Genomic DNA, 25,766 nt, shown 5'->3' on the forward strand with positions numbered 1-25,766 from the left:
GGGGCATCGTAATCGCAGACGCGGCCTGGCGCGAGCCCGACCGGCGCGGGCTCACCCGTCGAGCGAGGAGAGCACCCGCAGGAGCTTGCCGAACCGGTCCACGAAGAGGCCAAGGGCGGCGAGGAAGCCGAGCGAGAGGAGAACCACGCGCGCGAGGAAGGGCCGCGAAATGGTTTGTCGGCGCCAGGAGGCCTTGATCCGCCCGGGCAAACGCACGGCGAGCTCGACGAGCGTGGTGCGCGGTTTTGCCGCGGTCGCGCGATTGCGCCCGGCGCGCCGGTACAGGAACGAGCCGACGCCCGCGAAGAGGGCGAGCACGAAGGCGAACTCGAGCGGGAGCAGGAGGTATGCCCGGACGAACGGGACGCGGGCCCGGACGACGGTGCCGGGGCCGACCCAGTACCGCACGTGCGATTTCTCGGTGCTCGCGGCGATGAGCTCGGTCCACGTGGGCGCGACGGCAGGGGCCGAGCGCGGATTGCCTTCCTCCGCCTCGTTCCAGCGCACCGCGCGCTTCAAATGCGGCGGCTTGTGCCAGCTCGCGGCGCCGGCGTAGACCTCGGCGGCGACGTCGGTCCGGAGATCCATGTATTCGTTGTGCGCCGGCAGGTAGAGCCGCCATCGCCATGCGGCCGCGCCGAGGTCGAGCGCGGGGAGCGCGAGCTCGGGGGCGCCGAAGAGGCCGAGCGGGGGCAAACTCGATTCGAGGACGATGTCGAGCGTGATGGGCTCCTCGTGATCGGCGCCGCGCGAGCGCTGGAGCGGCAAAAGGAGTTTTCCGTCCTCGCCGCGGCTCGGCCGCGCGGGCTCGCCGTCGAGGCGGACGGCGCGGACCTCGGTGTTCGGGGGCAATGTAAGCGCGAGGCTCGGCCGCGAGGCATTGCGGAGGACGACGCGCAGATCCGTGACGAGCTTGCCCTCGGCCGCGAGGACGCTCGTCGCCTCGACGACGTCGATCGCGCCCTCTTCGAGCTCCTGCTCGGGCAAACGCTCGACCGAGAGGCCGAGCGCGGGCGACGCCGCGTGATGACGATACGCCTCGAGGATCGGGCTCACCGCGCTCGCGCGCGCCTCGGTCGGGAGCTCGGGGACGGCGACGGCCACGAGGCCCTCGCGTGAGGTCTCGCTGATGCGGAGCTTGCCCGGGACCTCGACGGCGAGCCAGCCGTGCTCGCGCTCGACGCCGAGGCAATGCGGGAGGCGGACCATCACGCGATCCTTGTCAGGGCCGCCGCGCAGGCGCAGGCGGAGCGAGAGCTCGTAGGTGCCTTCAATGGGGAAGGCGGTCTCGCCGCGGAGGAGGAGCCCCGCGTCCTTGCGCTCGGTCGTGGAATGGAAGGCGCCCTCGCCCTCCGCGGAGACGACCTCGACGCCCTCGGGGAGCGCGAGCTCGAACGATTGCATCGCGCCGCGGAGAATGGTGTACCGGACGACGGTGAAGAGCTCGACGGCGCGCTCGTCGATGCTGAGGAGGGAGACGGTCTCGGCGACGGCGCGCGCGCTGCCCGGGGTCTCGACGCCGCCCACGTCGCGGAAGCCGACGACGCGGATCTCGGTCGTGGGCGCGAGCGTGGCGCGCGCGGTCGTGCCGCCGCGCTCGGCGCGGACCTCGCTCACGACGGCGCCGTCGAAGCGGGGCGAGAGGCCTTCTGCGGGGAGGCGGATCGCCACGCGGGTGCTCGGCGTGCGTGCCGATCGAAATGCGTATTCGATGGATCCGCGCCCGCCGCGCGGTCCCACGAGCAAGGAGAGCTCGACGGTCACGACGCCTTTTTGATCCGTGACCCAGACGTGATAACCGGGCCTGCGCGTCACGCCGATGGGCTCGCCGTCCGCGGTGGCCGAGACGAGCGCGACATCGTCGCCCACGAGCGGCACCAATTTGAGGCCGTCGCCGGCGAGCGTGACGACGAGTTTTTCCCGGAGCGCGAGCACGCCGCCGTCGACGTCGCCCTCATAAGACGCGGCGCCGAGGACCACGGGCGCCCCCACGAACGCCGCGCGGTTTTTCCGGACGCGCGCGGCGCGGCGGGCGAGCTCGGTGTATTCGGCGAGCGGCACGGTGGCAGTGCCGCCCTCCGTCGCGGGCTCGGCTGCGTTCGCGTCGGTCTTCGCCTCGTCCTCGGCGTTCGGGGGCGCGTTGAGCTTCATCACCTCGTCGAAGGGGGAGGCCTTGGCCTCGGGCTTTTTTGCCCCGGCTTCCTCGCCCTCGCTCCCCTCCCCTTCCGCGTTGCCCTCACCTTCGGCGGCCTGGTTTTCTTCCGAGGCCTGTTCGCCCTCGCCCTCCTCGGCCACGGCGTGCGTGGCCACGAGCGACGAGAGCACGAGCAGGAGGAGCGCGAAAAATGCAATGGGTCGATTACGTTGCATGACGGGACCTCCGCCGCTCCGCGAGGATCCGCAGGCGGAACCACGCGCCGGACAAGAGCACGAGCGCGGCCAGGGAAAGGAGCATCGGGCGAGCAGCGAGCTCGCCGAGGAGCCAAGAAAAACCCGCGGCCGCGATGAGCCTGCGGACGGTGATCATGCGGGCGAAGAGCCAGGGCGCGCGGGCGAAGGCGCGCGCGAGGCGGCGGGCGCGGGGCCAGGCGCGGCGCGCGAGCGTGAGGAGGAGCGCGAAATCGAGGCCCCAGAGGATCCGGCGGTGAATGCCGGGGATGAAATGGGCAAGGACGAGGAGCAGCACGAGCGTGGCGACGAGCGCGAGGAGGGGCGCGCGTCCCCGGCGGCGGAGCGCGACGGCCGCCGCGACGAACACGGCCGCGAGCGCGCCGTGCCGGGCCCAGGAGAGCAGGCCGTTCGACGCGTAGACGACGGTCATCTCGGGGATCTCGCGGCCGAGCAGGATGCGGCGGAAGCGGTAGCGCTCGCCGACGAGGGGAAACTCGGTCAGCGCGGCGAACGGCTCGCCCTCGCCCGTGGCCTCGTCGTTGTAGATGGCGCGTCGCTTCTGGAGGATGTTTTCGTATCCGCCCGCGGACGCGGTCGAGACGCCGAGCGCCGATTGCAGGTACCATTGCAGCCGGCGGAACGGGTCGTACTTGATGCGGGACGCTTGCCGGAGATTTCCCCGGAATTCGAGCGGCTCGTGCGAGGACGGGAGGTAGACGTGCCAGACGGCCTTCGTGGTGTCGACGTCGAGGCCAGGGAGGCGGAGTTTTTCCAGGCCAAACGCGCCGAGCGCGTGGAGGGGGCGCTCGTAGGCGACCTCGATCACGAAAAAGGCTTCTTTCGTGGCCTCGGCCGCGGGGGGAATTTCGAGGCGCGTGTCCTGCACGAGGGCGCCGCTCTCGGGAATGACGGCGCGGTTCTTCGCGGCGATCCGCTGCCACGCGGAGGGGTCGGCGTAATAGAGGTTCGCGACGTCGCTCAGGGTCTCGCCGGCGCGCACGACGTGAATGCGGGTCTGATCGGCGGCGAGGCGTTCGCTCTGGCGAAGCGGCAAAAGGAGGCGCTGGCCGAGCAGCGCGGGGCGCACCTCGCGGCCGTCGATGAACGAGCGCAGGGGCCGCGCGCCCTCGGGCAAGGCGAGCTCGACGTATTGGCGACCGTCGTTGCGAATGCGGAGCGCGACCTTCGTGCGCTCGGTGCCGTCGCCAAGGACGACCGTGGAGGCCGAGAGCTCGTCGACGACCGTGCGCGCGAGCTCGAGCTCGGGCAAAGGCGAGGCGGAGAGGACGATTCGCGGCGCTTTTTCGAATCGATACCCGAAGAGCACGGGGCCCGTGCCGAGCGCCTGGAGCTCCTCGGGGATCTCGCGCGGGGCGAGGCGCTCGGCGGCCTCGACGGCGCGCGGATCCAGGCGCAATCCCGGCGGACCGAGCACGCCGAGCGAGCCCACGGTGGGAATGGGCGCGCTCGGCAGGGGCATCACGAGCTCGATGGGCGCCTGCGGCTGGTTCGCGACCTGGAAATCGACACGAATCTGCGCCTCGTCGGCGACGAGGTGGCGGAGGAGGACGACGAGGACGCGGCCTTCCTTTTCGGTGGCGAGGGGATGCCATTGCAGGACGGCGTCGCCCTCGACACGAAGGACCTCCACGCCGGGCGGCAAGGAGAGCCGGATCGTGTCGGTCTCGCCTTCGAGGACGTGGAGGTCGATGCGGCTCTGGCCGGTGACGAGGGCCTCGCTGACGCGGAAGAGCGTGTGCTCGCGGGCCTCGATGCGGGCCTCGCCGCGGGGTTCGCTCGACGCGCTTTGTTTCCAGGACAAACGGAGCTCGCCGCTGCCGTCGAGGTGGCCCGTGACGATGGTGTCGCCGCCTTGCTCGGTGAACGAGGCGAGCGCGCCGCCGGCGAGGGTCGGCGTGATGCCACGCTCGGCGATGCGGGCTTCGAGCGCGATGGGGCCTCCCTCGGGGAGCGTGAAATCGAGCGTGCGCGTGAACCGCTCGGTCTCGCGTCCCCAGTGGAAATCGACGGTGAGCTCGTGACGACCCGCGCGGTCGAGCGGGAGGGCATATCGCTCGCCGTCTTCGAGCAGCGCGGCGGGCTCGCCGTCGAGCGTGACCTCGCCGAGGACGGCGCGATGATCGAGGACGGGGACGCGGACGGGGCCGCCGGGCAAAACCTCGAAGCGGGCGACGAGGCGGCCGGTCCAGAGGCCTTTGCGGAAGCGGCCCTCGATCCGACGCGCGACCCAGAGAACGCCTTCCGCGGCGGGATGCGGCGGCGCGGCGACGGCGAGGTCGTCTTCGAGGGCCCGCCACCGCGATAACGGTAACGTTACGGTGCCTTTGGATTCTTTTGATTCAGGCGGCGCGGCGGCGGCGAGGGCGCAGAGGCCCAGGACGGAGAGAAAAACCGCGAGCAGGAGGATGGCGTCACGCGGGCGTCGCATGGGGGCGCGAAACGCCGAACGAACGGGCCGCATTCCAAGGGCGAACCCATCCGCGGGGCGGGCGGCTTGACAGGCCGACGGGCCGGCGGCTACTTGTGCCGTCGCAACACGAACCGCGGCCGGAGGAGCCCATGCAAATCGTGACGAGCGCTTATCTCGAAGGAAATTGGGGCCCGGTGCACGACGAGCTCGACGTGCCGGATTTGCAGGTGAAAGGCGAGCTCCCGAGGGACCTCCGGGGGACGTTCGTGCGCATCGGCCCGAACGCGCAGTTCGCGCCGATCGGGCGGTACCATTTCTTCGACGGCGACGGGATGGTGCACGCCGTGCGCGTCGAAGACGGGCGCGCGTCGTACCGGAACCGCTGGGTCCGCACGAAAGGATTTTTGCACGAGCGCGAGGCGGGCCGGGCGCTCTGGACCGGCTTCGCGGAGCCGCCGAACGTGGCCGATCCGCCGCACGGGATGATCTACAAGAACGTGGCGAACACGGCGTTCGCCCTCCACGCGCAGCGGCTCCACGCGACGTGGGAGGGAGGCGCGCCGCACGAGATCCGTTTGCCCGATCTGGAGACGGTGAGGCAGGTCGATTTCGACGGCCGGCTCGATTATCCGTTCACCGCGCACCCGAAGGTGGACGAGAGGACGGGCGAGATGGTGTTTTTCGGGTACACGCTCTGGATGCCGTACATCAAATACGGCGTCGTCGGGCCGGATCGGCGGCTCGACCATTACGTGGAGATCCCGCTCGACGTGCCTGTGATGATGCACGATTTCGCGATCACGGAGCACCATTCGATCCTGTTCGACCTTCCCTACACGTTCCGGATGGAGCGCATGGCGCGCGGAGAGGTGCCGCTCGCCTTCGAGCCGGATCGGCCGAGCCGATTCGGGATCCTGCCGCGGCGGGGCGACGCCGCGCAGATGCGATGGTTCGAGCTGCCGGCGTGCTTCATCTATCACGTGTGGAATGCGTACGAGGAGGGCTCGCGCGTGGTGCTGCTCGCGAGTCGGCTCGCGCGGACCGACGTGATGGGACAGCCGTCCGCACCGAGGAAAGGCGACTACGACGGCGGGCGCGCGTGGCGATTCACGTTCGACCTCGCGACGGGCGAGGCCAAGGAGGAGCAGCTCGACGACGCGCAAGCGGATTTCACGCGCATCGACGACCGGCTCACGGGAAGGAAAAACCGGTTCGGCACGGCGGCGCGTTTCGTGCCAGGCGCGGATCTGCCGTGGATCGACGGGGTCGTGCGGTACGATTTCGCCGAGGGCCGGAGCGATACGCACGTGTTCGGGAAAAACCGCTTCGGCGGCGAGATGGTGTTCGCTCCGCGGGAAGGTGCGACGACGGAAGACGACGGGTACGTCGTCGGGTTCGTGCACGACGAGGCGACGGCGGAATCGGAGATGATCGTGCTCGACGCGCGGGAGATCTCACGCGGGCCTGTCGCGCGCGTGCGGATGCCGCGGCGCGTGCCGTACGGGTTCCACGCGGCGTGGGTGCCCGCGTGAAGCGACGTCAGTAGCGGGGGATGCTCGGGTCGATCTCGCGCGACCAGGCGTCGATGCCGCCGCGGAGGGAGGCGACGCCGGGCAACCCCAGGCGATCGAGCAGCGCGGCGGCCGAGAGGCTACGCACGCCGTGGTGGCAGTAGGCGACGACGAGCGCGCCGGGCGGGGGCTCGATCTCGTCGACGCGCTCGGTGAGCTCGTCGAGCGGGACGAGCAGGCTCCCCGGCAGCGCCGCGCGCTCGTGCTCCCACGGCTTGCGCACGTCGATCAAGTAGACGGGCTTCCCCGCTGCGATCGCGTCGGCGAGCTCCCGGGGAGAAAGTTGGGAAACCAATGTTTGGAGGTCCAAAGAAGCCAGCGGCGCTGGCCCAGGGTAGCGCGCCGCCCGAGCGGCGCGCGTAGGGGGCTGCGCCCGAGCGCAGCCCCCTGAGGGAAATTAGTTGGTCTTGGCGCTCGCCGAGGCGGTCACGCTGACGCTCGCCTTGACGTTGAGGTCGATCGAGGTCGTCGCGTTCGCCGTCGCGTCCACGCCGGCCTTGATGCACGCGAGGGCCTTGCCGCCCGCGTCGCCGACCACGTCGACCATGCCCTTGCCCGCCTTCACGAGGCCCTCGGCGCCGACCTTGATCTTGGCGCCCGAGCCCGCGGAGAGCTTGATGATGCCAGGCAGGTTGCGGCTCAGCGCGCTGACGAGCTTCTGCACGTCGGTGTTCACCTTGCCGTTCGCCACGACGCGCACGGCCGGCGGATCGCACTTCGCCGTCGCGGCCGCGCGGTTCGTGCAGCTCTGCTGGCACTCGACGTCGACCGTCGGGGGCTTGAACTCACCCGAGCACTTCGGCTCCTTGTACGCGACCGAGCAGCCGCCCGAGCAGCTCCCCTCGCACTTCGCCTGGCCCTTCACCTCGCACGCCGCCGAGCAGGTGCCCGAGCACGTGCCCGAGCACGTCCCCTCGGCCTTCGCGTCGCACTTGCCTTCGCACTGGCCGGCGCACGCGCCGCTCGCCTGCTTGCCGTCGCACTTGCCGTCGCACTTGCCGCCGCAGGTGCCCTTGAAGCCGGCCTCGCACTTGCCCGAGCAGCTCGCCTTGCACGAGCCCGTGCACTGCGCGCCCGCCTCGATCGAGCAGGTGCCCTTGCACTGCGCGTCGCACGAGCCGCTCACCTCGCCGCCCGAGCAGCTCGCCTCGAGCTTGCCCGGCTCGATCGGCGAGCCGCAGGCGTCCAGGCACTTCGCCATGCCGTCGACGTCCGCGTGACACTTGGGCGGATCGAACTCGACCGAGATCTTCGCCTCGGCGTTCGCCGCGAGCATCGACTTCACCTTCGCGGCGACGGCGGTGCAGACCTTGTCCGCGCCCTTGCCCCCGCCAACCTCGGCGCGGAGCTCGTCGTCCTTCATGCCGAGGTCCTTGCCGAGCGCGCCGCACGACTTGATGAGGCCCGCCTCGAGGTCGACGACGGTCTTGTTCACGTCGTACGAGACCTGGAGGAACGACTTGATCTTGCCCTGGACCTTCGCGTCGCCCTTCAGCGCGAGGGAGCCGAAATCGCCGGTCTTGAACTCGTCACAGCCCTTCGCGGCCTCGACACCCTCGGTGAGGGCCTCCGGGACCTCGACGCCGCCGACGCCGGGGATCTTGCCACCGCAGTTGGCGAGCAGCGGCGAAGCGATGCCGAGCACGACGACCGGCATGGAGACCAACTTCCAACGATTGAAGCTCATCTGACAAACCCTCCGGCACCCGGGCGGGCGCCTCTCTGTGCGCGGGGGCGCTGTGCGCCATGCCGCCTGTCACGACCGAGTGGCAGGTCCCGCATGCGGAGCTCACCAGGCGAAGAACTGCCCAGACGCTCCGCGTCGATCCCTCCCAGCACGGTCGCCCTTCTGCCCTAGTCTCGTCGGGCTGTAAAGACCGTTGGATCGCCAGGGACTTGCTGGGGTCCTAGCGTTTGCGCGCGGACTTCGTCGTGGACGCCGCCGGTTTGGTCGGGACGGACACAGGAGGCGCGGGGGGCGGGATCACCGCCGACATGCCGGGGAGCATGGGCTGTCGCGCGGCTGCGCGCGCAGCAGCGCTGTCGGGGGCGTCCTCGTCGAAAGGAAGCGTGAGCTGCGCGAGGGGGCGGGCGCCGACGGTGGGGCCGCCCTGTTTTTCGAAGAGCGCCTGCTCGCGGGCGAGGTCGGCGTCGATGAGGTCCTGGTTGTCGTACGCGAAGGAGAGCGCGTCGAGGATGCGGGCCGGGCCGAGGTTCGGGTAGCGGCGCAAGAGGGTCTCGACCGAGGCCCCGCCGCGGTGCCAGACCCAGAGGCGCCGGACGGGCACCCGGGATCCCTCGACGTGGGGGCTGCCTGCGAGGATCCTCGCGTCGCAGCGCACGTGCGGATGAGGGACCCGAACGCGCGGGAGGCTTGCGTCTGCCATACGTGCCGAGAGGGTAGCCAGGGCCGCGCCGGTAGCAAAGATATCGGAGAACGGATGCCTCCTCCGGCGTGTCGGTCGGGGCTCTGGTAGCCTGCCCCGCGGGGACGGGGAGTCCCGCGAGGGAGGAACGCATGTCGTTTTCGGAGAGCGTCGGCAGCGGCGAGGACAACCCGCTCCGCGAGGGCATGCCCGACGAGCGAACGGTGCGGCCCGCGGCGGTCGTGATCTTCGGCGCGTCCGGGGATCTGACGCGGCGCAAGCTCCTGCCGGCGATCTACAACCTCGCGCTGAGCCGGCTCCTGCCGGGCGGGTTCGCGGTGGTGGGCGTGGCGCGGCGGCCGAAGCCCGAGTTCGCCGAGGAGATGCGCGAGGCGGTGGCGAAGCACTCGCGCCGCAAGCCTCTCGACGACGCGACGTGGAGCGACCTCGAGAAGGGCCTCGCGTACGTGCAGGGGGATTTCAACGATCCCGCGACGTACGCGCGGCTCGCGGCAGAGCTCGGGCGGCTCGAGGTGGAGCGGGGGACGGGGCAGAACCGGGTGTTTTACATGGCGGTCGCGCCGGCCGAGGTGCCCGTGATCGTGCGCGGGCTCTGCGACGCGAAGCTCGTCGTGCGCCCCTCGGACGGGCCGGACGCGAGCTACCAGCGCATCGTCGTGGAGAAGCCGTTCGGCGAGGATCTTGCGAGCGCGCGCGCGCTGAACAAGGAGCTGCTCGCGTGCGTCGACGAGCGGCAGATCTACCGGATCGATCACTACCTCGGGAAGGAGACGGTGCAGAACCTGCTCGTCTTCCGGTTCGGCAACACGATCTTCGAGCCGCTCTGGACGCGGCAGCACGTGAGCCACGTGCAGATCACGGTGGCCGAGGAGATCGGCGTCGAGGGGCGCGGCAAGTTCTACGATCAGACCGGCATCACGCGCGACATCGTGCAGAACCACGCGCTGCAGCTCCTCACGATGGTGACGATGGAGCCGCCGTCGTCATGGGACGCGGACGCGGTGCGCGACGAGAAGGTGAAAGTGCTGCGCGCGCTCAGGCCCATCCGCGGGCGCGAGGTGCTGGAGAAGACGGTGCGCGCGCAGTACACGGCGGGCACGGTGCGCGGCGACAAGGTGCCCGGCTATCGCGAGGAGCCGGACGTGGATCCGAGCTCGAAGACCGAGACGTACGTCGCGATGTCCCTGCGGATCGACAGCTTCCGCTGGGGCGGCGTGCCGTTCTACCTGCGCGCGGGCAAGCGGCTCGCGAAGCGCGTCGCCGAGGTAGCGCTGCACTTCAAGCCGCTGCCGCACCGGCTCTTCCACGACGCGCCTCCAGGCGACGGCGGCCCGCCGCCGAGCATCCGTCGCGGCGAGGACGAGCCGAACGTGCTCGTGGTGCGGATTCAGCCGGACGAAGGGATCGCGCTGCGCTTCGCCACGAAGGTGCCGGGCGGTGGGATGCGGCTGCGCAACGTGGCGATGGACTTCCGCTACGGGACGGCGTTCGGATCGAGCACGCCCGAGGCCTACGAGCGGCTCCTCCTCGACGCGATGCGCGGGGACGCGACGCTGTTCACGCGCGCCGACGAGGTCGAGGCGCAGTGGGGCTTCATCGATCCGATCCTCGGGGGCTGGCGAGATCACGACGCGCCCGTCGCGACCTACGAGGCCGGCAGCTGGGGCCCGCGGGAAGCGGATCGGCTGCTCGTGCCGGGCGACAAGTGGAGGAAGCCGTGACGGCGCTGCCGGTGGGCGAGGCGCTCGCGCGGATCGAAGCGGAGCTCGCGTCCTTCTGGTCCGCGCCGGACGAGCAGGCGGGCGCGCCGATGACGAAGGTGCGCTCCTCCACGATGAGCTTCGCGTTCGTGGCGGCGCCGTCCGAGGTCGAGCAGGCGCGCGCGATCGCCGACGCGCTCGTGGACACGCACCCGGGGCGCGCGTTCGTGCTGACGAGCGACGGTCGCCTCGCGCCCTGGGAGGTGAGCTACGAGGTGCGCGCCGCGTGCCGGATCGACGGGGGGACGCCGATCTGCTTCGACTGGATCGAGATGACGTTCGGCGCCATGGCGTGCGAGCGCGTCGGCTCGGTCGTGGCGGCGCTCGCGCTGCCGGAGGTGCCCATCGTCGTGGAGATCGGCCGCGGGGCGCCGCGCGCGCTCTTGCCGTCGCTCGTGTCGCAAGCCGATCGGCTGATCGTCGACACGGCCCACACGAGCGCCGTGCGGATCGCGGAGGTGCTCCAGGCGTCCACGGTCCCCGTGGGCGATCGCCAGTTCGTCCGGACGTACCAGTGGCGCGAGCTCGTGGCGCGGTTCTTCGACGACGCGCGGTCCGCGCTGGGGGTGATCCGCGAGGTCACGGTGGGGCGCACGCCGGGCGGCGCGACCGAGCCGGCGGCGCTCCTCCTCGGCTGGCTCGGATCGCGGCTCGGCTGGGGCTTCGAGACGCGGGATCGGGCGCGGGATCGGCATGGCGAGCCGGTGCGGATCACGCTGCGCGACGATCCGCGGGAGGGCCTCCCGCCGGGGCAGCTCACGGGCGTGTGGATCGAGAGCTCGCTCGAAGGACAGCCGCTCTCGCTCGCGTGCGCGCGGGACCAGGAGAACCCGAGGCAGGTCGCCTGGACGCGGCGCGGCGCGCGCGTGACCTCGCACGAGCACGCGCTCGGGTACCGGGACGAGGCATGGGTGCTGGTGAAGGCGCTCGATGCCACGGAGGGAGATCGGGTCCTGCGGGATGCGCTCGTCCTCGCGGCGCAGTGGTGCGAGCGATGAGCGAGGTCTCGACGGCGCGCTTCGAGGTGACGGACGCGGAAAACGAGGCCGAGCACGCGGCGCTCGGGGCCGAGATCGTGGCGCGGGCGATCGACGAGGCGGTGCGGACGCGCGGCTCGGCGAAGGTCGCGCTCTCGGGCGGATCGACGCCGGGCCCGGTGTACCGGAGGCTCGCGCAGATGGCGCTGCCGCTCGATCGGATCGACTGGTTCTGGGTGGACGAGCGCGCGGTGGATCCGGCCTCGCCGCGCTCGAACTTCCGGGCCGCGTACGCGGATCTCGGGCTCGATCGGGCCCCGAAGACACGCGTCCACCGGATGGAGGCGGAGGCACCGGATCTCGCGGCGGCCGCGGCGCGGTACGAGGTCCTCTTGCGACGCACGTTCGGGATCGCGAGCACGGTCGCGTTCGACGTGATGACGCTCGGCATCGGCGACGACGGGCACACGGCGTCGCTCTTCCCGGGGATGGGCGCGACGGCGATCGACGATCGGCTCGTCGCGGCGATCGCCGCGCAGCCGGACAAGGGGCTCGAAGCTCGGCTCACGCTCACGGCGCCGGTGCTCCGCGAGGCGAGGACGGTCCTGGTGCTGGCGCGCGGGGCGGCGAAGCAACGGCCGATCGCGTCGGCGTGGTCGGATGGCCCCGAGGAGGAGGTGCCGGCGCGCTTGCTCCTCCGCGCGCGAGGCCGGGTCGTCTGGCTCGTGGACCGGGGCGCGTACCCCACGGGGTGAACCGCAACACGCGGCTTGCTTTCCTGCCAGGAACTTCGTACCGCAAAAACAAGGTCATGATGAAGAAGCGCGGTGGGACCGGTTCGATCCTCGTCGGCGACATCGGGGGCACGCGGACGCGGCTCTCGCTCTACGACGGCCTCGGGAAGAAGTTGCTGCTCGAAGCGGTCCTGCCGAGCCGCGAGCACGCGACCTTCGAGGAGATCGCGCGGGGCTTCCTCACGAGCGCCGATCATCCCCACCCGTCGGTCGCGGTGCTCGGCGTGGCCGGTCCGATCCGGGATCGCGTGGCGACCGTGACGAACCTCGCGTGGCGGCTCGACGAGGTGAAGCTCGCGCGCAGCCTGTCGCTCGACAGCGTGAGCCTGGTGAACGATCTCGCCGTCGCGGCGCGTGGTTGCTTGCACCTGCCCGCGGACGTGGCGGTGCCGCTCGACGACGCGCGCCCGAAGGCGAAGGGCAACAACATGGCCGTCATCGCGGCCGGGACGGGGCTCGGCGAGGCGCTGCTCGTGTGGGACGGGTCGAAGCACATCGTGCTGCCGACCGAGGGAGGGCACACGGATTTCGCGGCGCGTGACGCCGTCGAGGCCGAGCTCTTCGCGTTCCTGTCGAAGCGGTTCCCGGAGCACGTGAGCTACGAGCGCGTGCTCTCGGGCAACGGGCTCGGTGCGCTCTACGATTTCTTCGTGGCGCGCGGCGGGCGCGAGGCGAAGGCGAACGAGCGGCGGCTCGAAGACGGCGATCGGAACGCGACGATCGCGGAGCTCGGTTTGTCCGGCGCGTCGAAGCCGGCCGCGAAGGCGGTGGACCTCTTCGCCTCGATTTACGGCGCCGAGGCGGGCAACCTTGCGCTGAAGCAGCTCGCGCTCGGGGGCGTGTTCGTGGCGGGCAACATCGCGCGGCACATCGTGCTCGCGCGCAGGCAGCAGTTCCTCGAGGGGTTCCGCAAGAAGGGGCGGTTCTCCGGGCTCATGGCGCAGATCCCGGTCGTCGTGGTGACCGATCCGCTGGTCGGCGTGCGCGGCGCGCTGGCGATGGCGAAGGATCTGCTCGTGGAGGGCGAGGCGCGCCCTGCCCGCCCGAAGCCGAGCCCGCGGCGCAAGCGTTCGTCCCGGTAGAGCGTCATCGCGCTGCGGCTTGCCAGTCCTCCGCGGTGACGGCGAAGAGCAGGTGATCCTGCCAGGCGCCGGCGATCTGGATGTAACGCGCGGCGCAGCCCTCCTGCCGGAGCCCGCATTTGCGGGCGACGGCGAGGCTCGCCGCGTTCTGGGGCATGATGGCCGCCTGGACGCGGTGCAGGCCGATCTCGCGGAACGCGACGTCGAGGGCGAGCTTGACCCCCTCGGTGGTGAAGCCTTGTCCATGGTGCTCGACGTCGACCCAGTAGCCGAGGTAGGCGTTCTGGAAGATGCCGCGAAAGACCTGGGTGAGGGCGACGCGGCCGATGACGGGCCCTTCCTCGCCGACAGTCATGCAGAATCGGTAGTGGCGGTCCGCGCGGATATCGCGTCGATCGCGCAGGATGCGGGCGCGCGCGAGGTCGATGTCGAATTCGTCGGGGGCGGGGACGGGCACCCAGGGCTCGAGGAATGCTCTCGATCGAGAGCGAATCTCGACGATGCGAGGCGCGTCCGAGACGCGCGGCGCGCGGAGGACGACGCGCTGGCCTCGGAAGACGGCGCGGAGGGGGAGCACAGCCCGAGGATACCGGAAGCCCACACGACAGGGGTAGCGGAACCAAAACGGCGGACGCCCCCGCCGCGACGTCCCGATTTCACCATTGTCGTACGGGTGCACGACGCCATGCTTTGCGAATCGTTTGTCCAACGATTGCACATACAAACGATTCTGCGCCACGCCCCTCGACGGAGGCGCGGGACGAGGGCATGATAGCGGCGACGCGGACGAATGCGATATGTCCGCCTCGAAATCTCATGCGTCTTCGCTCCTTTGCGCCCGTGCCATTTCTCGTCCGCCGACCTCTGGCTCCGGCATTCGTCGGACGCACGCGGGAGCTCGAGCTCCTGCACGCCGTGCTGCGCGGCGAGGAGCGCGCGATTGGCGTCTGCGGGCGATCGGGGGCCGGAAAGACGGCGCTCGCGGTCGCTTATGCGAATCGATACCGCGACGCGTATCCGGGCGGCGTGTATTGGGTCGACGCGCCCTCGGGGTGCGATGACGGATTCGCGGCGCTCGCCACGGCGATCGGGCTCCGGGCGGAGGGGCCGCTTTGTGATCGGCGAAGGCAGCTCGTCCAGGCGTTCGCCCGGTATCTGCGCCTCCGGCCGGACGCGCTGCTCGTCATCGACGGCGTCCCGGATCCCGGCGCGCTCTCCGCGCGCGTGCTCGGGTTCGTCCCGGCGGAGCTCGCGTGCAGGCTCCTGTTCACGATGCGGGCGCCGCCGGGAAACCTCCTGCTCCCCACGTTCGATCTCGGCCCGCTGCCGGAGGGGGCGCTGATCGAGCTCGTGCTCGCGGGCCGCGCGACGATCGGCGCGGCGGAGGTGGAGCATGCGCGGCGGGTCTGCCGGGCGCTCGCGCAGGATCCGCTCCTCGTGTCGATCGCGGCGGGCTGGCTCGCGCGGCGGCCCGGTCGCTCGTCCGAGGAGCTCGCGCGGCGGCTCGAAGGCGCGGAGGCGGCAGAGGCGCGCGCGGCCATGATGAAGCTCGGGTGGGAGGACGTGCCCGAGGGCGAGGCGCGGCGGCTTCTCGTGTTGCTCTCGATGTGCGAAGGCGAGGCGCTCGTGCCGACGGCGCGGCTCGCATGGCTGTCCGGGCGCCGGGCGGAGGAGCCGATCCGGGTGGCCCTTCGGGCGCTCGCCGCGACGAACCTCGTCGACGCGGACGACGCCGGCCGGGCGAGGCTCTGGCCGGACGTGCGGATGTTCATCGAACGTGCGCTGGATCCAGTTTTTCGGGACGAACTACGCGTCGAAGCGGCGGCCCACCTCGAGCGCGCGCTCGGCGATGTCACGCGCATCGAGGGTGAGGTCGCCGCGCGGGGCATCGTGGACGTGCTCGCGGACGTGCGGGCGTCTTCGGCGTGGGCGGCGGGGGGCCTCGCCGTCGCGTCGATGCGCGGCGCGCTGGAGCTCGAGGCGAACGCGCTCGTCGGCTGGGACGCGGCGCGCGAGCCTGCGTTTTTCTTGCAGCAGCTCCGCGCACGGGCCGAGGAGCTCGAAGGGACGAAGCTCGCCGAGGCGCTCGACGGGGCCTTGTCGGCGCGGCGCTCGCCGTGGATCCGGGTGCGCGCGAGGACGAGCCGCCGCGGGGAGGCTTCCGCGCGTGTCCTCGAAGGGCACGCGGCGAAGGTGAACGCCGTCGCGGTCACGCGGGACGGGCGCCTCGCGCTCTCGGCGTCCGACGATCGGACGGTGCGCGTGTGGGATCTCGATGCGGGACAGGCGCTCTTCGTGCTGACGGGGCACGTGTCGGCCGTCCGCGGGATCGCCGTCTCGGCGGATGGGCGCACGGCGGTCTCGGGCGCGATGGATGGCTCGCTCTTCGTGTGGGATCTGGCGACGGCGCGGGGGACGCGGCAGCTCCGCGGGCACGCGGGCGCGGTGCACGCGGTGGCGCTCGCGGAGGGCGCGGGCACGGTCGTGTCGGTGTCCGAGGATGGGACCGCGCGCGTGTGGAGCCTCGCGACCGGCGAGCTCGTCCGGACGCTCTCCGGGCACGCGGGCGGCGTGCAGGGCGTGGCGGTGACGGCGGACGGCCAGGCTTGCGTGTCTGCGGGCGGCGACGACGCGACGTTGTGGCTCTGGGACGTGGACGCGCGGCGCGTCGTGAAGGCGCTCGCCGAGCCCGCTTCGCCGCGGAGCGCCGTGGCGATGAAGGCGGAAGGCCGGGTCCTCGTGGCGGCCTCGCACGAAGACGCCGTGCTTTGCTGGGCGCCGCTCGAAGGCAGCCGGCCCGAGCTGCTCACGGGCCACACCGACGGCGTGACGAGCGTGGCCATGACCCCGGACGGGCGCTTTCTGGCCTCGGGCTCGTGGGATCGGACGGTGCGCGTGTGGGATCTCGACGCGCGGATCCCGATCGGGGTCTTTCACGGCCACGCGCAGGGCGTGCAAGCCGTGGCGCTCACGCCGGACGGGCGGACCGTCGTCTCGGGCGGCGAAGATCGTACGGTCCGCGTGTGGGATCTCGGGGCGACCGTGGCGCCTGGGGTCCCGGGCGGGCATCACGCGCGCGTGAGCGCGCTCGCGGCGACGCCGGACGGGTCGTTCGTGGTGTCGGCGTCGTTCGACGACACGCTGCGCATCTGGGACGCGCGGCAGGGCGCGCTGCATGCCGTGCTCGAAGGACACGCGCTCTGGGTGCACGGCGTGGCCGTCACCCCGGACGGCATGCGCGTGATCTCGGCGTCGGTCGACGGCTCGCTCCGCGTGTGGGACGTCGCGACGGGGCAGCTCCGGTGGGTGATCTCGTCTCTGCCGGGGCGCGGGCCGGGCACGATGTCGCTCGGACGCGAGGGCGCGCCGCTGTGCGCGCCGCTGCTCGTGGACGCGCGCGGCACGCGGGTGATCACGAAGAGTCAGGAAGGGGCCTTCGCCGCGTGGGATCTCACGGACGGCCAGCGGGCGCAGACCTACGGCACGGGCAGCGGCGAGCCGCTCTGCGGTGCGCTCGTGGGCAACCGGCTCGCGGCCGGGGGCGCCGATGGGCAAATCGCGCTCTGGGACGTGAGCTCGGGGGTCGAGGTCTCCGAGCTCGTGGGGCACGAAGCGGCGGTGCGGGCGGTGGTGATGTCGGCCGACGGCGGCTTCCTGGTGAGCGCGTCGGAGGATCACACGATCCGGGTGTGGGACCTCGGCGCGGGGCGGATGGTCCGCGTGCTCGCCGGGCATCGCGCGCCCGTGGGAGCGCTCGCGTGGCTGGGGGATGCGCGGCACCTCGTGAGCGCGTCGGAGGACCGGACGATCCGGGTCTGGGATCTCGCGTCCGGGCTGTCCGTGGCGCGGCTCGTGGTGCGCGAGCCGGTGGAGGCCTTGGTGGCGGGGCCGGGCCCGCGCTCCATCGTGGCGGGGGATCGCGCGGGGCACCTTTCGTTCCTGGAAATCGAAGGAACGCATTGAGCGGACCACGATTTCCGGGACGATTTCGGCGAGCCACATCGCGAATTCGCTGCCTGCAAAAACCTCACTTTTTTTAAGAACGGCGCCTCGGTCGACAGATACCGGTATGTGGCCCCCCTTCCTCCCCGCAACCCGTTCGCGCCGGAGCAAGCTTGGCTCTACGCGTACGCCGTCGTCTCCCTTCGCCGGCGCCTGCGCCGCATGGGCGTCTCGTCCGAGGACGCGAGGGATCTCGCCCAGCATGCCTTCGTCATCGCCCTCGAACGTTGGGACGAAGTAAAGGACGCCTCCGAGGCGCGGATGCGCGCCTGGCTCGACCGGATCACCTGGCAGCTCGGTCAAAACTTCCTCCGCCTCCGCCGCCATCGGGTGGAGCGGCTCGGCCACCGCGGGCTCGGCCTGGCCTCGGCGCCCGGGTCCTCCGTGGACGAGCTGGCGCACGCCGCGCGCCTCGTCCGCGCGGCCCTCGGGCCCATGACGGACGAGGATCGCGCGCTGTTCGTCGCTTCCTTTCTGGAGAACGCGACGCTCGACGAGCTCTCGCGCACCTTCGGGATCACCCGCAAGGCGGCGTTCCGCCGGCTCACCACGCTCGGGCGCCTGGCGCGCGCCCGCCTCGAGCGGCTATCGCCCCGGTGAGCGCCCGCCGCGCGCGTAGCAGCAGCGAAAGCCGAGGTGATAGTTCACGTGAAACGCCTTCCGGAGCGGCTGCACGTGCCAGCGCGGATCGTGCGCGCAGTGGTCCGAGTACACCTCGCGCCGCGGCGGCTCGTCGAGCCTCCGCGCCACGTCGACGTAAAAAAACGCGCTGCCTTTGAGCTGCGAGACCACCTTGTTCTCCTCGGGATCGAAGCGCGTCATCGCCTCGGCCACGTTGCCGTGCTGATCGAAGACGCCGAACCGCGAGCGGCAACGCGGATAGCTGCCCGATGGCTCGGTGTTCGTCGCGCACGACGCCCACGTCGTGTCGATCGTCCGGGGATCACAAGGTTTGTCCGACCACTTGGCCGCGGGTTTGTTGGTGTTGCAAATGTCGAGGTCGAGCTCGCTCCCGTAGGCGTAGGTGCTCGGCTCCCCTCCCCCGGGATCTCCGCGGCAGGAGAGGACCCACTCTTCCTGCGTGCAGAGGCGTTTTCCTTGCAGCTCGCAGAGCGCCGCGGCGTGGGCCGGCGGCACCCACACCATGGGCAGCTCGCAGGCGCGGTTCGGGTACTCGAAGACGTCAATGCAAGCCTTCGCCTTCTCCGCGTCGCCGCCCTCGTAGATCGGCACCATGTTCTCGTGCCCGCCGCACGCCTCGCGTTGCGCCTCCGTTTGCAGCGTGACGCCGCGCAGCCCTTCGAGGCATGACGCGCGGGAAATCACGTGTCGCGCGAGCGCGGGGTTTCCCTGGTTCGTTTGTCCCGGCCCGTCCGGGCCCACGTACCGCCGCAGGAACTCGCCCGGATCACGCTTGCGGAACTTCTTCCCCGGCGCGATCGAGATCAGCGCGAGCAGCTCTTCCTGCGTCGTGTGGTGGAGCGGCCGATCGTCGACGACCGCCGTGTCCTTTGCCGCGCCCGCGTCCTCCTCGCGCGTCTCGCTCGCGGGCGCGACCCCGCCCTCGGACACCTGCGCGGCCGAAGGCGCGACGGATGCGCTCGGGCCGGGCGGCGCGGGTTTTTGCTCCTCGTTCGAGCTCGCCTTGCAGCTTGGGAGCGCCACGAGGGCAACGGCCAGGACGAACCACCGGGCGGGCACGGGCGCGCACGATAGCAGGTCTCGGGACGAACGGAGATGCTCGGACGAACGAAGGCGCGCTCGCCGCGCCCCGTGGCGACTTGCCGCGCCGCATGCGCCTCGATGCGGCAACTTTGCCATTGAAAAGGGCGCAGGGCACCCCTTACATCGTCCTCGTCACCGTGGATACCTCAGCGCTCGGCGTCCCCTACTATCCCACGAACGATTTCGGCCCCCTCATGAAGGGCCTGGTCATCGGGGGACTCGGCATCTTCCACGTCTTCCTCGCGCAGTTCGCCATCGGCGGCGGCGTGCTGATGACGTATTTCGAGTGGCTCTCGGGCAAGGGAAAACTCGCGCCTGCCCGCCGGTTCACGGACGGCTACTTCAAGCTGCTCGTGCTCGTGAGCTTCGTCGTCGGCGCCCTGACCGGCGTCGGCATGTGGTTCACCTCGATCCAGACGAGCCCGCGCACGATCGGGCTCATGGTGGACACGTTCCACTGGGTGTGGGCCACGGAGTGGACGTTCTTCGCGCTGGAGGTCGTCGCCGGGTATTGCTTCTACCGTTATGGCGATCGCCTCGACGGGCGCTCGCGCCTCTTTCTGCTCGGGCTCTACACGGTGGCGGCGTGGTTCAGCCTGTTCTGGATCAACGGCATTCTCTCGTGGCAGCTCACGCCGGGCGCCTGGCTCGCGAGCGGCGATCTCTGGGCCGGGTTCTTCAACCCCACGTTCTGGCCTTCGCTCTTCTTCCGCACCTTCGCCGCGATGGCCATCGCCGCCCTCGTCGCGGCGCTCGTCATCAGCGCCTCGCCCTCGCTCGAACGGGACGAGCAAAAGGAGCTGCTCCACCGGGCGGCGCAGCTCCTCGCGCCGATGGCGCTCATGCCGCTGCTCGGCGCCTGGTACCTCTTCGCGATGCCGGCGGACAGCCGGAGCTGGGTGCTCGGCGGCAGCCCCGCGATGAGCATGTTCTTCGGCGTCGGCGCCGGCGCCTCGCTGCTCGTCGGGCTCTACGCGATCTTCGGCCTGCTCCTCCGGCGCCTTTACATCAACAGCGCGACCGCGTCCTTGCTCATCGTGCTCGGGTTCGCAGCGTCCGCGGGCGGCGAGTTCGTCCGCGAGGGCGCGCGCAAGCCCTTCACCGTGCGCGAGACGCTCTACTCGAATGCGATGACGCCCGCCGAGATCGTGACGATGCGGGAGAAGGGCTCGGTCACGGGGGATCCCTATCCGCTGCGGGACGCGGCCGATTACCCGAACGATCAGGTGCGCCTCGGGGCGAAGGTCTACCGTTTTCAGTGCAGCGTTTGCCACACGGTGGGCGGCGTGAACGGGCTCGTGCACCTCGCGGGCACGTGGACGGCGGAGCAGACGCGGCTCAACGTGGCGAAGCTCCAGCATACGAAGCCCTTCATGCCGCCGTTCGCCGGCACGCCCGAGGAGCTCGAAGCGCTCGTGCGGTTCATCGAATGGGAGGCTGCTTCGAGGCCGAAGGATTTTTCGATCACGAACGACCCGGCTGAGCTCGCGCAGATCAAGCGCTGGCTCGACGAAGCCGGCACGGCGCCGGGATACAAGACCGCGTCGGAGAAGAAGAGGTAATCATGGACGCCCCCTTCCCCTTCGGTTTTCCCGGGCCGACCGCGTTTTACCTCGCGACGTACGTGCTCACGCTCGTCTCGCACGTGGTGTTCATGAACTACGTGCTCGCCGGGACGGGCGTCCTCCTCGTCCGGCAGATCCGCGGCAAAGCCGGGACGAGCGACGCGCTCGCGGACCTGCTCCGCGACTGGCTCCCCTTCGCGCTCTCGGCCGCGATCACGGCCGGGATCGCGCCCCTGCTCTTCATCCAGATCCTCTACAAGAAGGCGTTTTACACGGCGAACCTCCTGCTCTTCCACCGCTGGATGCTCATCCTGCCGGCGCTGATCGTCGGGTTTTACCTGCTCTACGCGCAGAAGACGGCGTTCGTGAAGGCGCGGCCGCGGCTCAAGGTCTGCGTGACGACGGGCGCCCTCGCCTGTTTTCTCTTCACCGCGCTCTCGTGGACCGAGAATTACCTCCTCGCGCGGAGCGAAGGGGCGTGGGCCCCGATGTACGCGTCGAAGTCGATGATCTACGAGAACCGCGAGATCCTGCCGCGCATGCTGCTCTGGACGCTCGGCGCGCTGCCGACGCTCGCGGTCTTGCTCGGCTGGCAGCTCCATCGGCGCGACCGCGCCGGCGCGCCTGTGGACAGGACGACGTTCCAGCGCGTCGCGCGGCTCGGGCTCGGCGGGCTCGTCGTCGCGGGGGCCTGCGCCGCGGGATATGCGATGCTCGTGGGAGAAACGGCCAGGGCGCACGCAGTCGGGCCCATGGCAAGGCCCTGGTTCGTCGCGGCGGTGGTGGGGGTCGTCGTGGAGGGCGCGGGGTTCGTCGGGCTGTATCGGGCCGAGGCGAACCGGGGGCGATGGCTGGGGATCGCCTCGGCGGGGCTCTTTTTCGTGATCCTCGGGACGACGGTCGTGCGCGAGGTCCTGCGCATCACGGCGGTCGATTTCGTGGCGCTTTATCCGGAGCACGCGCGCGCCGCCCAGGTCTCGGGCCGGTGGCTCTTCCTCGGGTTTTTCCTGGTGAATGCGGTGCTCGCCACCTGGGCGATCCGGACGGCGCTCACGCGGGCCGAACGAAAGGCCGCCTGATCAGGCCACCTTCCGGCCGCCCATCCGCTGGAGCACGCCGCGCGACACCGCCTGCAGCGTCTCCATCACGCCCACGCCGCTCTTCGCGGCGCTCTCGACCTCGGGCGCGCCCATCGGGTTGCAGAGCTCCCGCAGGCGCGGGATGGGCTCGATCTCGGGCAGATCCCGCTTGTTGTACTGCACGACGCAAGCGACGTCCCGGAGCGACATGTCGAGCTCGGCGAGGTTGTCGCGAAGGTCCTCCAGGGCCTCGATGTTCGCTTCGAGGCGCGCAGACTGCGAATCGACGACGAAGACCAGGCCATCGACGCCCTTCAAGATGAGCTTGCGGCTCGCCTTGTAAAACACCTGCCCCGGCACCGTGTAGAGGTGCAGCCGGACGCGATACCCGCGAATTTGCCCGACTTCGAGCGGCATGAAATCGAAGAAGAGCGTCCGCTCGCTCTCGGTCTTCAACGAGACGAGGTTGCCCCGCCCCGCCACAGGGGCGCGGGCGTGGATGTGCTCGACGTTCGCGGTTTTTCCGCACAAACCCGCGCCGTAATAGACGATCTTGAGAAAGATCTCCCGCGAGGGGACGTTGACGAATGCCATCGCGTCACCTCCTCAAGCCTCGGGCCCCGCGTCAGCGAGGCAATGAATGGCGGCCACGATGCTCTCGAACGAGGCATCCCGGGCGCTCGAATGCTTGACGAGCCGCACGTTGAGCTCGACGAGCGCGAGGACCTCGCCCGCGACGCCAGGCGCGCGGAGGAGGTCGTGAATCGACCGCGAGAGGCGCGTCGGCGGCGCGAGGCAAGCGAGCGCCGAGAGGGCGGCCATCGCGCGCGCAGGCAAGGACGCGACCAGGGATTCGCGAGCGACGTGGACGAGCGAGGCGGCGAAGGCCGCGCTCATGGCGGAGAGCAAGCCCTGCGGCTCGTCGCGACCAGGGACGCCGCGCACCGCGGGCGCGCCGCGGGCCGCGCTCCACACGAGCGCGCAGAGCTCGGAGAGGGACGAATACGCGCTCCGATCGAGGAGCGCGAGCACGACGTCCTGCCCATGCGTGTCCCAGGCCGCGCGCGTACCGACCTGCGAGGCGACGAAGGCGCGGAGCCGCGGATCGATTTCGCCCGCGCGGATCGCGGCGACGGCGATCTCGACGAGCGGCTTTCGCGGCACGCCGTGCGCGGCGGCCCATTCGAGCAGCATCACGCGCTCCTCCGGGCTCCACGCATTGCGCGCGCGCTCGACGATGGCCTCCGGCGCGAGCGACGCGTCGATCGGAGTCGCGAGCCCGGGCCCAGCGGGCGGGATTTCGTCGAGGCTCGACTCCAGGAAGCCGGCCAGATCGAAATCGTCCGTGGGGAGCGCCGCGCTCCCCTTTTCTTCCGGGACCTCGACCCGGACGCGTCGAGCGGTGATTCGATCGAAGACGCGGGGCGGGACCTTGCCGCGCGTGAGGTCGGCGAGCTCGATCCACTCGTCGTCGTCGAGCGAGAATCGAGGCGCGTCGAGGACCTCGTGTTCGAATTGCGACGGATCTTCGAGCGCGATCCGGGCGAGCGCGCGAAGGACCGTGCCGGTGAATCCCGGCTCGCAGCGGGAGCGCCACGCGAGCAAATCGGGGACGGCGAGCTCGGAGGCGTGCTCGCACAGAAAGGATTGATCGTCCTCGTCGAGCCTGACCTGACGGAGGACGTGCAAAAAAGCCACGGGACGAGCCCGACCCCGGTGCGCGCGCACCAGGGCATCGATTTCCGTTCGTTTCACGCGGGACCCCCTATGCCGCGCGGAAATCGCCACCGGGGAGCCGTCGCTCCGCAATGCGAATCACGTGCAGCGCTGGGGTTGTTCGTCGTCGCCCGAGGGCGGCCCGCCGTGACTCGTCGGTCGGTGGAACGGCAGTTCCTTCTTCCGGACCGGTATCTCGTAATCTACGAACGGCGCCGCTTCCTGTCAAGCTCGCCCGTCAACTTCCCTGCGCCGCGACCGAGATCTCCGCGTAGGTCGACCGGAGCTGCTGGGCGAGCTTCTCCGGGAGCACGTGCGCGCGCCGCAGCGCCTCCTCGCTGAACGGAAGGGCCGAGGCCGGTGCGCCTCCGTCCGAATAAAGGTTCGCGAGGAGGTCGAGCAGCCACGGCTCGCCCGGCAGAATGGAGAGGCCGAGGAGCGTGATCCGCGCCGCGAGCTCGTATTGGCCCTCCATCGCGTGTTTCGAGGCCGCCATGGAGAAGAGGCCCACGAATTTCTGGATGTGCGAGAAGAGCATGACGTGGCCGATGAGCTCGAGGCCGGCCTTGTAGGTCTGCTCCATGAGCTCGCCCTGATCGACGCCGCGCGCTGCCTGCTCTGCGGCCGTGACGAACACGGCGCCGACGCGCCGCGCCACCTCGTCGGGCAAGAGCTCCGGCGCACGCCCACGCGCCGCGATGATGGCCTTCTCGTAATCGACGAGCGCGCTCGCCATGGCCCCGCGGCTGCCGCCCGCGGCGAGCGCGAGGTATTTCTTTTCGGTCTCGGGATCGTCGAGGACGAACTCGCGCTCGTCGACGTCGAGCCGGCGGACGAGCGTCTCGCCGGGGTAGAGGACGAGATCGAGGACGATGGGCTCGTCCTCGTGGTTCGTGACGACGTGGTGGCGGCCGGCGTTCACGTTGCAGAAGCCGCGCGTGCCCTGCGACGTGAGGCGGCGAAAATCGCCGCGCATGCCGTCGATGGCGCAATCGCTCCAGGAGTTGTCGCGGAGGAGGAGACAGCCGCCGGTGCGGGCCTTCGGGAGGTCGTCGAGCGCGTGAGCCATGGCCGCCCGCACGCTAGCACGCTCGGTTCAAGGCAGGGTGGCGATCGCGATCCGGCCCGAAGCGCTGCCCGCGAACGTGGGGGCGAGCCAGGCGCCGCCGACGAGGCGCGTCGAATACACGCTGCTCAGGTTGTCCGCGTAAATCATTTCGGCCTCGCCGCCCTTGCCGCCGCGCGTGATGGCCGGCGGCGCGAGGAGGACCGGGTTGCCCCCGCCCGCGCCCTGCGTCGGGACCGACCAGGCAGGAGAATCGCCGGCCGAGAGGCGCGCCCAGTAGAGGCGCTGATCCGTGCCGCGATACGCGAGCAGCGCGCCGCCGCCGGGCAGAGGCGCGAGGCTCGGCTGATCGAGCGAGGAGGCGCCCTCGATGGGCTGGGGGTTCGTCCAGACGGCGCCCTTGCGCGAGAGCCATTGCAAGCCGCCCGCCTCGTTCGCGAAGACCGCGACGAGCTCCGGGCCGGATTCGAGCGCGACGATGCCGGGCGTCGCAGTCGCGGCCTTGCTGCCGATCGGGTGCGGCGTGGCGGCCGACCAGGCGCCGCCGTTGCGCGATTGATCGTAAAAGACGCCATCGGCGCCGACGAACGCGATCACGGGCGCATTGCCGATCGCCGCCACGGCCGGCGGGTTCGGGCCCGACGAGGGCTGTCCATTCGCGGTGATCGCCTCCTTCTTGCTCACCCAGAGCTTGTTCTGGAGGCGGCCATAATAATAGAAACCGTCCGCGCCCTTGTAGACGAGGTGCCCCACGCCGCCGGCCGCCGCGACCTGCGGCCCGCCCTGGCTCGTGAGGCCCGCGTCCAGCGCCGGCAGGGGTTGTCCGAACCCGGGCGTCCAGGCACCGGCCGAATAAAACGCGACGCGCAGCTCCCCCGCCGCGCTCGATCGGAGCACGCAGACGCCGGTGCCCGTGCCGTCGGAGGCGAGGCCGATCGCGTCCTGGGTCTGGTCCTGCCACGGCGTCGATTTCCCGGCGCCCGATTCGAGATCAGTCTCGTTCGCGATGATGGCGCTGCCGCCGCCGAACACGCTGACGACCTTGGTCGCGGTGCCATTCTGCACGCCGCTGCCCATGCCCCCGCTGCCGCCCGCGCCGCCCGCGCCGCCCGCGCCGCCGGAGCCGGGTATCATGCCGCCCGCGCCGCCCGAGCCGCCCGCGCCGCCGTCCCCGCCCGATCCGGCGATCGTACCGCCCGCGCCGCCCGAGCCGCCCTGCG

19 protein-coding genes and 1 pseudogene are annotated in these 25,766 nt (G+C 70.8%); 9 read left to right on the forward strand and 11 right to left on the reverse strand.

Features of this window, described 5'->3' with window-relative positions; translation table 11 throughout:
• Positions 1–51 precede the first annotated feature (51 nt).
• Together QHF85_RS44930 and QHF85_RS44935 are read right to left on the reverse strand one after the other, a co-directional pair.
• Entirely contained in the window at positions 52–2,370 is a 2,319-nt protein-coding gene (locus QHF85_RS44930) for a hypothetical protein (RefSeq protein WP_281333663.1), read from the reverse strand.
• Positions 2,360–4,840: a hypothetical protein gene (locus tag QHF85_RS44935; protein WP_281333664.1), complete on the reverse strand. Its 2,481-nt coding sequence runs from the start codon at positions 4,838–4,840 to the stop codon at positions 2,360–2,362. The genes QHF85_RS44930 and QHF85_RS44935 overlap by 11 nt, the downstream gene beginning before the upstream one ends.
• A 131-nt stretch (positions 4,841–4,971) precedes the next feature.
• On the opposite strand from QHF85_RS44935, the gene QHF85_RS44940 reads away from it, so the two are divergent.
• A complete protein-coding gene (locus QHF85_RS44940; RefSeq protein ID WP_281333665.1) occupies positions 4,972–6,354 on the forward strand; it encodes a carotenoid oxygenase family protein in 1,383 nt (460 codons plus the stop codon).
• A gap of 7 nt (positions 6,355–6,361) precedes the next feature.
• On the opposite strand, the gene QHF85_RS44945 is transcribed toward QHF85_RS44940, so the two are convergent.
• The 3 genes from QHF85_RS44945 to QHF85_RS44955 all read right to left on the reverse strand — a co-directional run bounded on the left by QHF85_RS44945 (position 6,362) and on the right by QHF85_RS44955 (position 8,780).
• Positions 6,362–6,688 (reverse strand): rhodanese-like domain-containing protein, encoded by a 327-nt coding sequence (locus tag QHF85_RS44945; protein ID WP_281333666.1) that lies wholly within the window; start codon positions 6,686–6,688, stop codon positions 6,362–6,364.
• Between the two features lie 102 nt (positions 6,689–6,790).
• Positions 6,791–8,080: a hypothetical protein gene (locus QHF85_RS44950; RefSeq protein ID WP_281333667.1), complete on the reverse strand. Its 1,290-nt coding sequence runs from the start codon at positions 8,078–8,080 to the stop codon at positions 6,791–6,793.
• 220 nt (positions 8,081–8,300) lie between these two features.
• Positions 8,301–8,780: a DUF433 domain-containing protein gene (locus tag QHF85_RS44955; protein WP_281333668.1), complete on the reverse strand. Its 480-nt coding sequence runs from the start codon at positions 8,778–8,780 to the stop codon at positions 8,301–8,303.
• Between the two features lie 131 nt (positions 8,781–8,911).
• On the opposite strand from QHF85_RS44955, the gene zwf reads away from it, so the two are divergent.
• The 4 genes from zwf to QHF85_RS44975 are packed head-to-tail and all read left to right on the forward strand — an operon-like array spanning position 8,912 to position 13,393.
• Positions 8,912–10,501 (forward strand): glucose-6-phosphate dehydrogenase, encoded by a 1,590-nt coding sequence (gene zwf / locus QHF85_RS44960; RefSeq protein ID WP_281333669.1) that lies wholly within the window; start codon positions 8,912–8,914, stop codon positions 10,499–10,501.
• Positions 10,498–11,538, forward strand: coding sequence for a glucose-6-phosphate dehydrogenase assembly protein OpcA (locus QHF85_RS44965; RefSeq protein ID WP_281333670.1), 1,041 nt, complete (start codon positions 10,498–10,500; stop codon positions 11,536–11,538). Before zwf ends, QHF85_RS44965 begins: the two co-directional genes overlap by 4 nt.
• Positions 11,535–12,272 (forward strand): 6-phosphogluconolactonase, encoded by a 738-nt coding sequence (pgl, locus tag QHF85_RS44970; RefSeq protein WP_281333671.1) that lies wholly within the window; start codon positions 11,535–11,537, stop codon positions 12,270–12,272. Before QHF85_RS44965 ends, pgl begins: the two co-directional genes overlap by 4 nt.
• Positions 12,273–12,328: 56 nt before the next feature.
• Positions 12,329–13,393 carry a glucokinase gene (locus tag QHF85_RS44975; protein ID WP_281333672.1) on the forward strand — a complete coding sequence of 355 codons (1,065 nt, stop codon included), beginning with the start codon at positions 12,329–12,331 and terminating at the stop codon, positions 13,391–13,393.
• A gap of 4 nt (positions 13,394–13,397) precedes the next feature.
• Here the strand turns inward: QHF85_RS44975 and QHF85_RS44980 are convergent, their stop codons facing one another.
• Complete coding sequence (locus QHF85_RS44980) at positions 13,398–13,970, reverse strand: GNAT family protein (protein ID WP_281333673.1); 573 nt, start codon at positions 13,968–13,970, stop codon at positions 13,398–13,400.
• A gap of 239 nt (positions 13,971–14,209) precedes the next feature.
• Here QHF85_RS44980 and QHF85_RS44985 point away from each other — a divergent pair, with 239 nt between their 5' ends.
• Positions 14,210–17,356, forward strand: coding sequence for an AAA family ATPase (locus QHF85_RS44985; RefSeq protein ID WP_281333674.1), 3,147 nt, complete (start codon positions 14,210–14,212; stop codon positions 17,354–17,356).
• Between the two features lie 108 nt (positions 17,357–17,464).
• Complete coding sequence (locus QHF85_RS44990; RefSeq protein ID WP_281333675.1) at positions 17,465–17,995, forward strand: sigma-70 family RNA polymerase sigma factor; 531 nt, start codon at positions 17,465–17,467, stop codon at positions 17,993–17,995.
• On the opposite strand, the gene QHF85_RS44995 is transcribed toward QHF85_RS44990, so the two are convergent.
• Positions 17,981–19,096, reverse strand: coding sequence for an SUMF1/EgtB/PvdO family nonheme iron enzyme (locus tag QHF85_RS44995; RefSeq protein WP_281333676.1), 1,116 nt, complete (start codon positions 19,094–19,096; stop codon positions 17,981–17,983). The genes QHF85_RS44990 and QHF85_RS44995 overlap by 15 nt on opposite strands.
• 161 nt (positions 19,097–19,257) lie before the next feature.
• On the opposite strand from QHF85_RS44995, the gene QHF85_RS45000 reads away from it, so the two are divergent.
• Positions 19,258–20,682, forward strand: coding sequence for a cytochrome ubiquinol oxidase subunit I (locus QHF85_RS45000; protein ID WP_281333677.1), 1,425 nt, complete (start codon positions 19,258–19,260; stop codon positions 20,680–20,682).
• 2 nt (positions 20,683–20,684) lie between these two features.
• Positions 20,685–21,764 carry a hypothetical protein gene (locus QHF85_RS45005; RefSeq protein ID WP_281333678.1) on the forward strand — a complete coding sequence of 360 codons (1,080 nt, stop codon included), beginning with the start codon at positions 20,685–20,687 and terminating at the stop codon, positions 21,762–21,764.
• On the opposite strand, the gene QHF85_RS45010 is transcribed toward QHF85_RS45005, so the two are convergent.
• From QHF85_RS45010 to QHF85_RS45025, 4 genes and pseudogenes are all read right to left on the reverse strand, one after another.
• Positions 21,765–22,358, reverse strand: coding sequence for an ADP-ribosylation factor-like protein (locus QHF85_RS45010; RefSeq protein ID WP_281333679.1), 594 nt, complete (start codon positions 22,356–22,358; stop codon positions 21,765–21,767).
• Positions 22,359–22,370: 12 nt separating this feature from the next.
• Positions 22,371–23,462, reverse strand: coding sequence for a hypothetical protein (locus QHF85_RS45015; RefSeq protein WP_281333680.1), 1,092 nt, complete (start codon positions 23,460–23,462; stop codon positions 22,371–22,373).
• Positions 23,463–23,718: 256 nt separating this feature from the next.
• On the reverse strand, positions 23,719–24,549 hold the full coding sequence (locus QHF85_RS45020) for a hypothetical protein (protein WP_281333681.1): 831 nt from the start codon (positions 24,547–24,549) through the stop codon (positions 23,719–23,721).
• 27 nt (positions 24,550–24,576) lie between these two features.
• Positions 24,577–25,766 (reverse strand): annotated as a pseudogene (locus QHF85_RS45025) (hypothetical protein); the annotation flags it as partial.

It is taken from the genome of Polyangium sp. 6x1, from assembly GCF_029946515.1.
Lineage (GTDB): Bacteria > Myxococcota_A > Polyangia > Polyangiales > Polyangiaceae > Polyangium.

What these genes read in the sequence shown, in the direction of transcription:
- QHF85_RS44930 (WP_281333663.1), bottom strand. Translation starts at nt 2,370, where the DNA reads ATGCAACGTAATCGACCCATTGCATTTTTCGCGCTCCTCCTGCTCGTG.
- QHF85_RS44935 (WP_281333664.1), bottom strand. Translation starts at nt 4,840, where the DNA reads ATGCGACGCCCGCGTGACGCCATCCTCCTGCTCGCGGTTTTTCTCTCC.
- QHF85_RS44940 (WP_281333665.1), top strand. Translation starts at nt 4,972, where the DNA reads ATGCAAATCGTGACGAGCGCTTATCTCGAAGGAAATTGGGGCCCGGTG.
- QHF85_RS44950 (WP_281333667.1), bottom strand. Translation starts at nt 8,080, where the DNA reads ATGAGCTTCAATCGTTGGAAGTTGGTCTCCATGCCGGTCGTCGTGCTC.
- QHF85_RS44955 (WP_281333668.1), bottom strand. Translation starts at nt 8,780, where the DNA reads ATGGCAGACGCAAGCCTCCCGCGCGTTCGGGTCCCTCATCCGCACGTG.
- zwf (WP_281333669.1), top strand. Translation starts at nt 8,912, where the DNA reads ATGTCGTTTTCGGAGAGCGTCGGCAGCGGCGAGGACAACCCGCTCCGC.
- pgl (WP_281333671.1), top strand. Translation starts at nt 11,535, where the DNA reads ATGAGCGAGGTCTCGACGGCGCGCTTCGAGGTGACGGACGCGGAAAAC.
- QHF85_RS44975 (WP_281333672.1), top strand. Translation starts at nt 12,329, where the DNA reads ATGATGAAGAAGCGCGGTGGGACCGGTTCGATCCTCGTCGGCGACATC.
- QHF85_RS44985 (WP_281333674.1), top strand. Translation starts at nt 14,210, where the DNA reads ATGCGTCTTCGCTCCTTTGCGCCCGTGCCATTTCTCGTCCGCCGACCT.
- QHF85_RS45005 (WP_281333678.1), top strand. Translation starts at nt 20,685, where the DNA reads ATGGACGCCCCCTTCCCCTTCGGTTTTCCCGGGCCGACCGCGTTTTAC.
- QHF85_RS45010 (WP_281333679.1), bottom strand. Translation starts at nt 22,358, where the DNA reads ATGGCATTCGTCAACGTCCCCTCGCGGGAGATCTTTCTCAAGATCGTC.
- QHF85_RS45020 (WP_281333681.1), bottom strand. Translation starts at nt 24,549, where the DNA reads ATGGCTCACGCGCTCGACGACCTCCCGAAGGCCCGCACCGGCGGCTGT.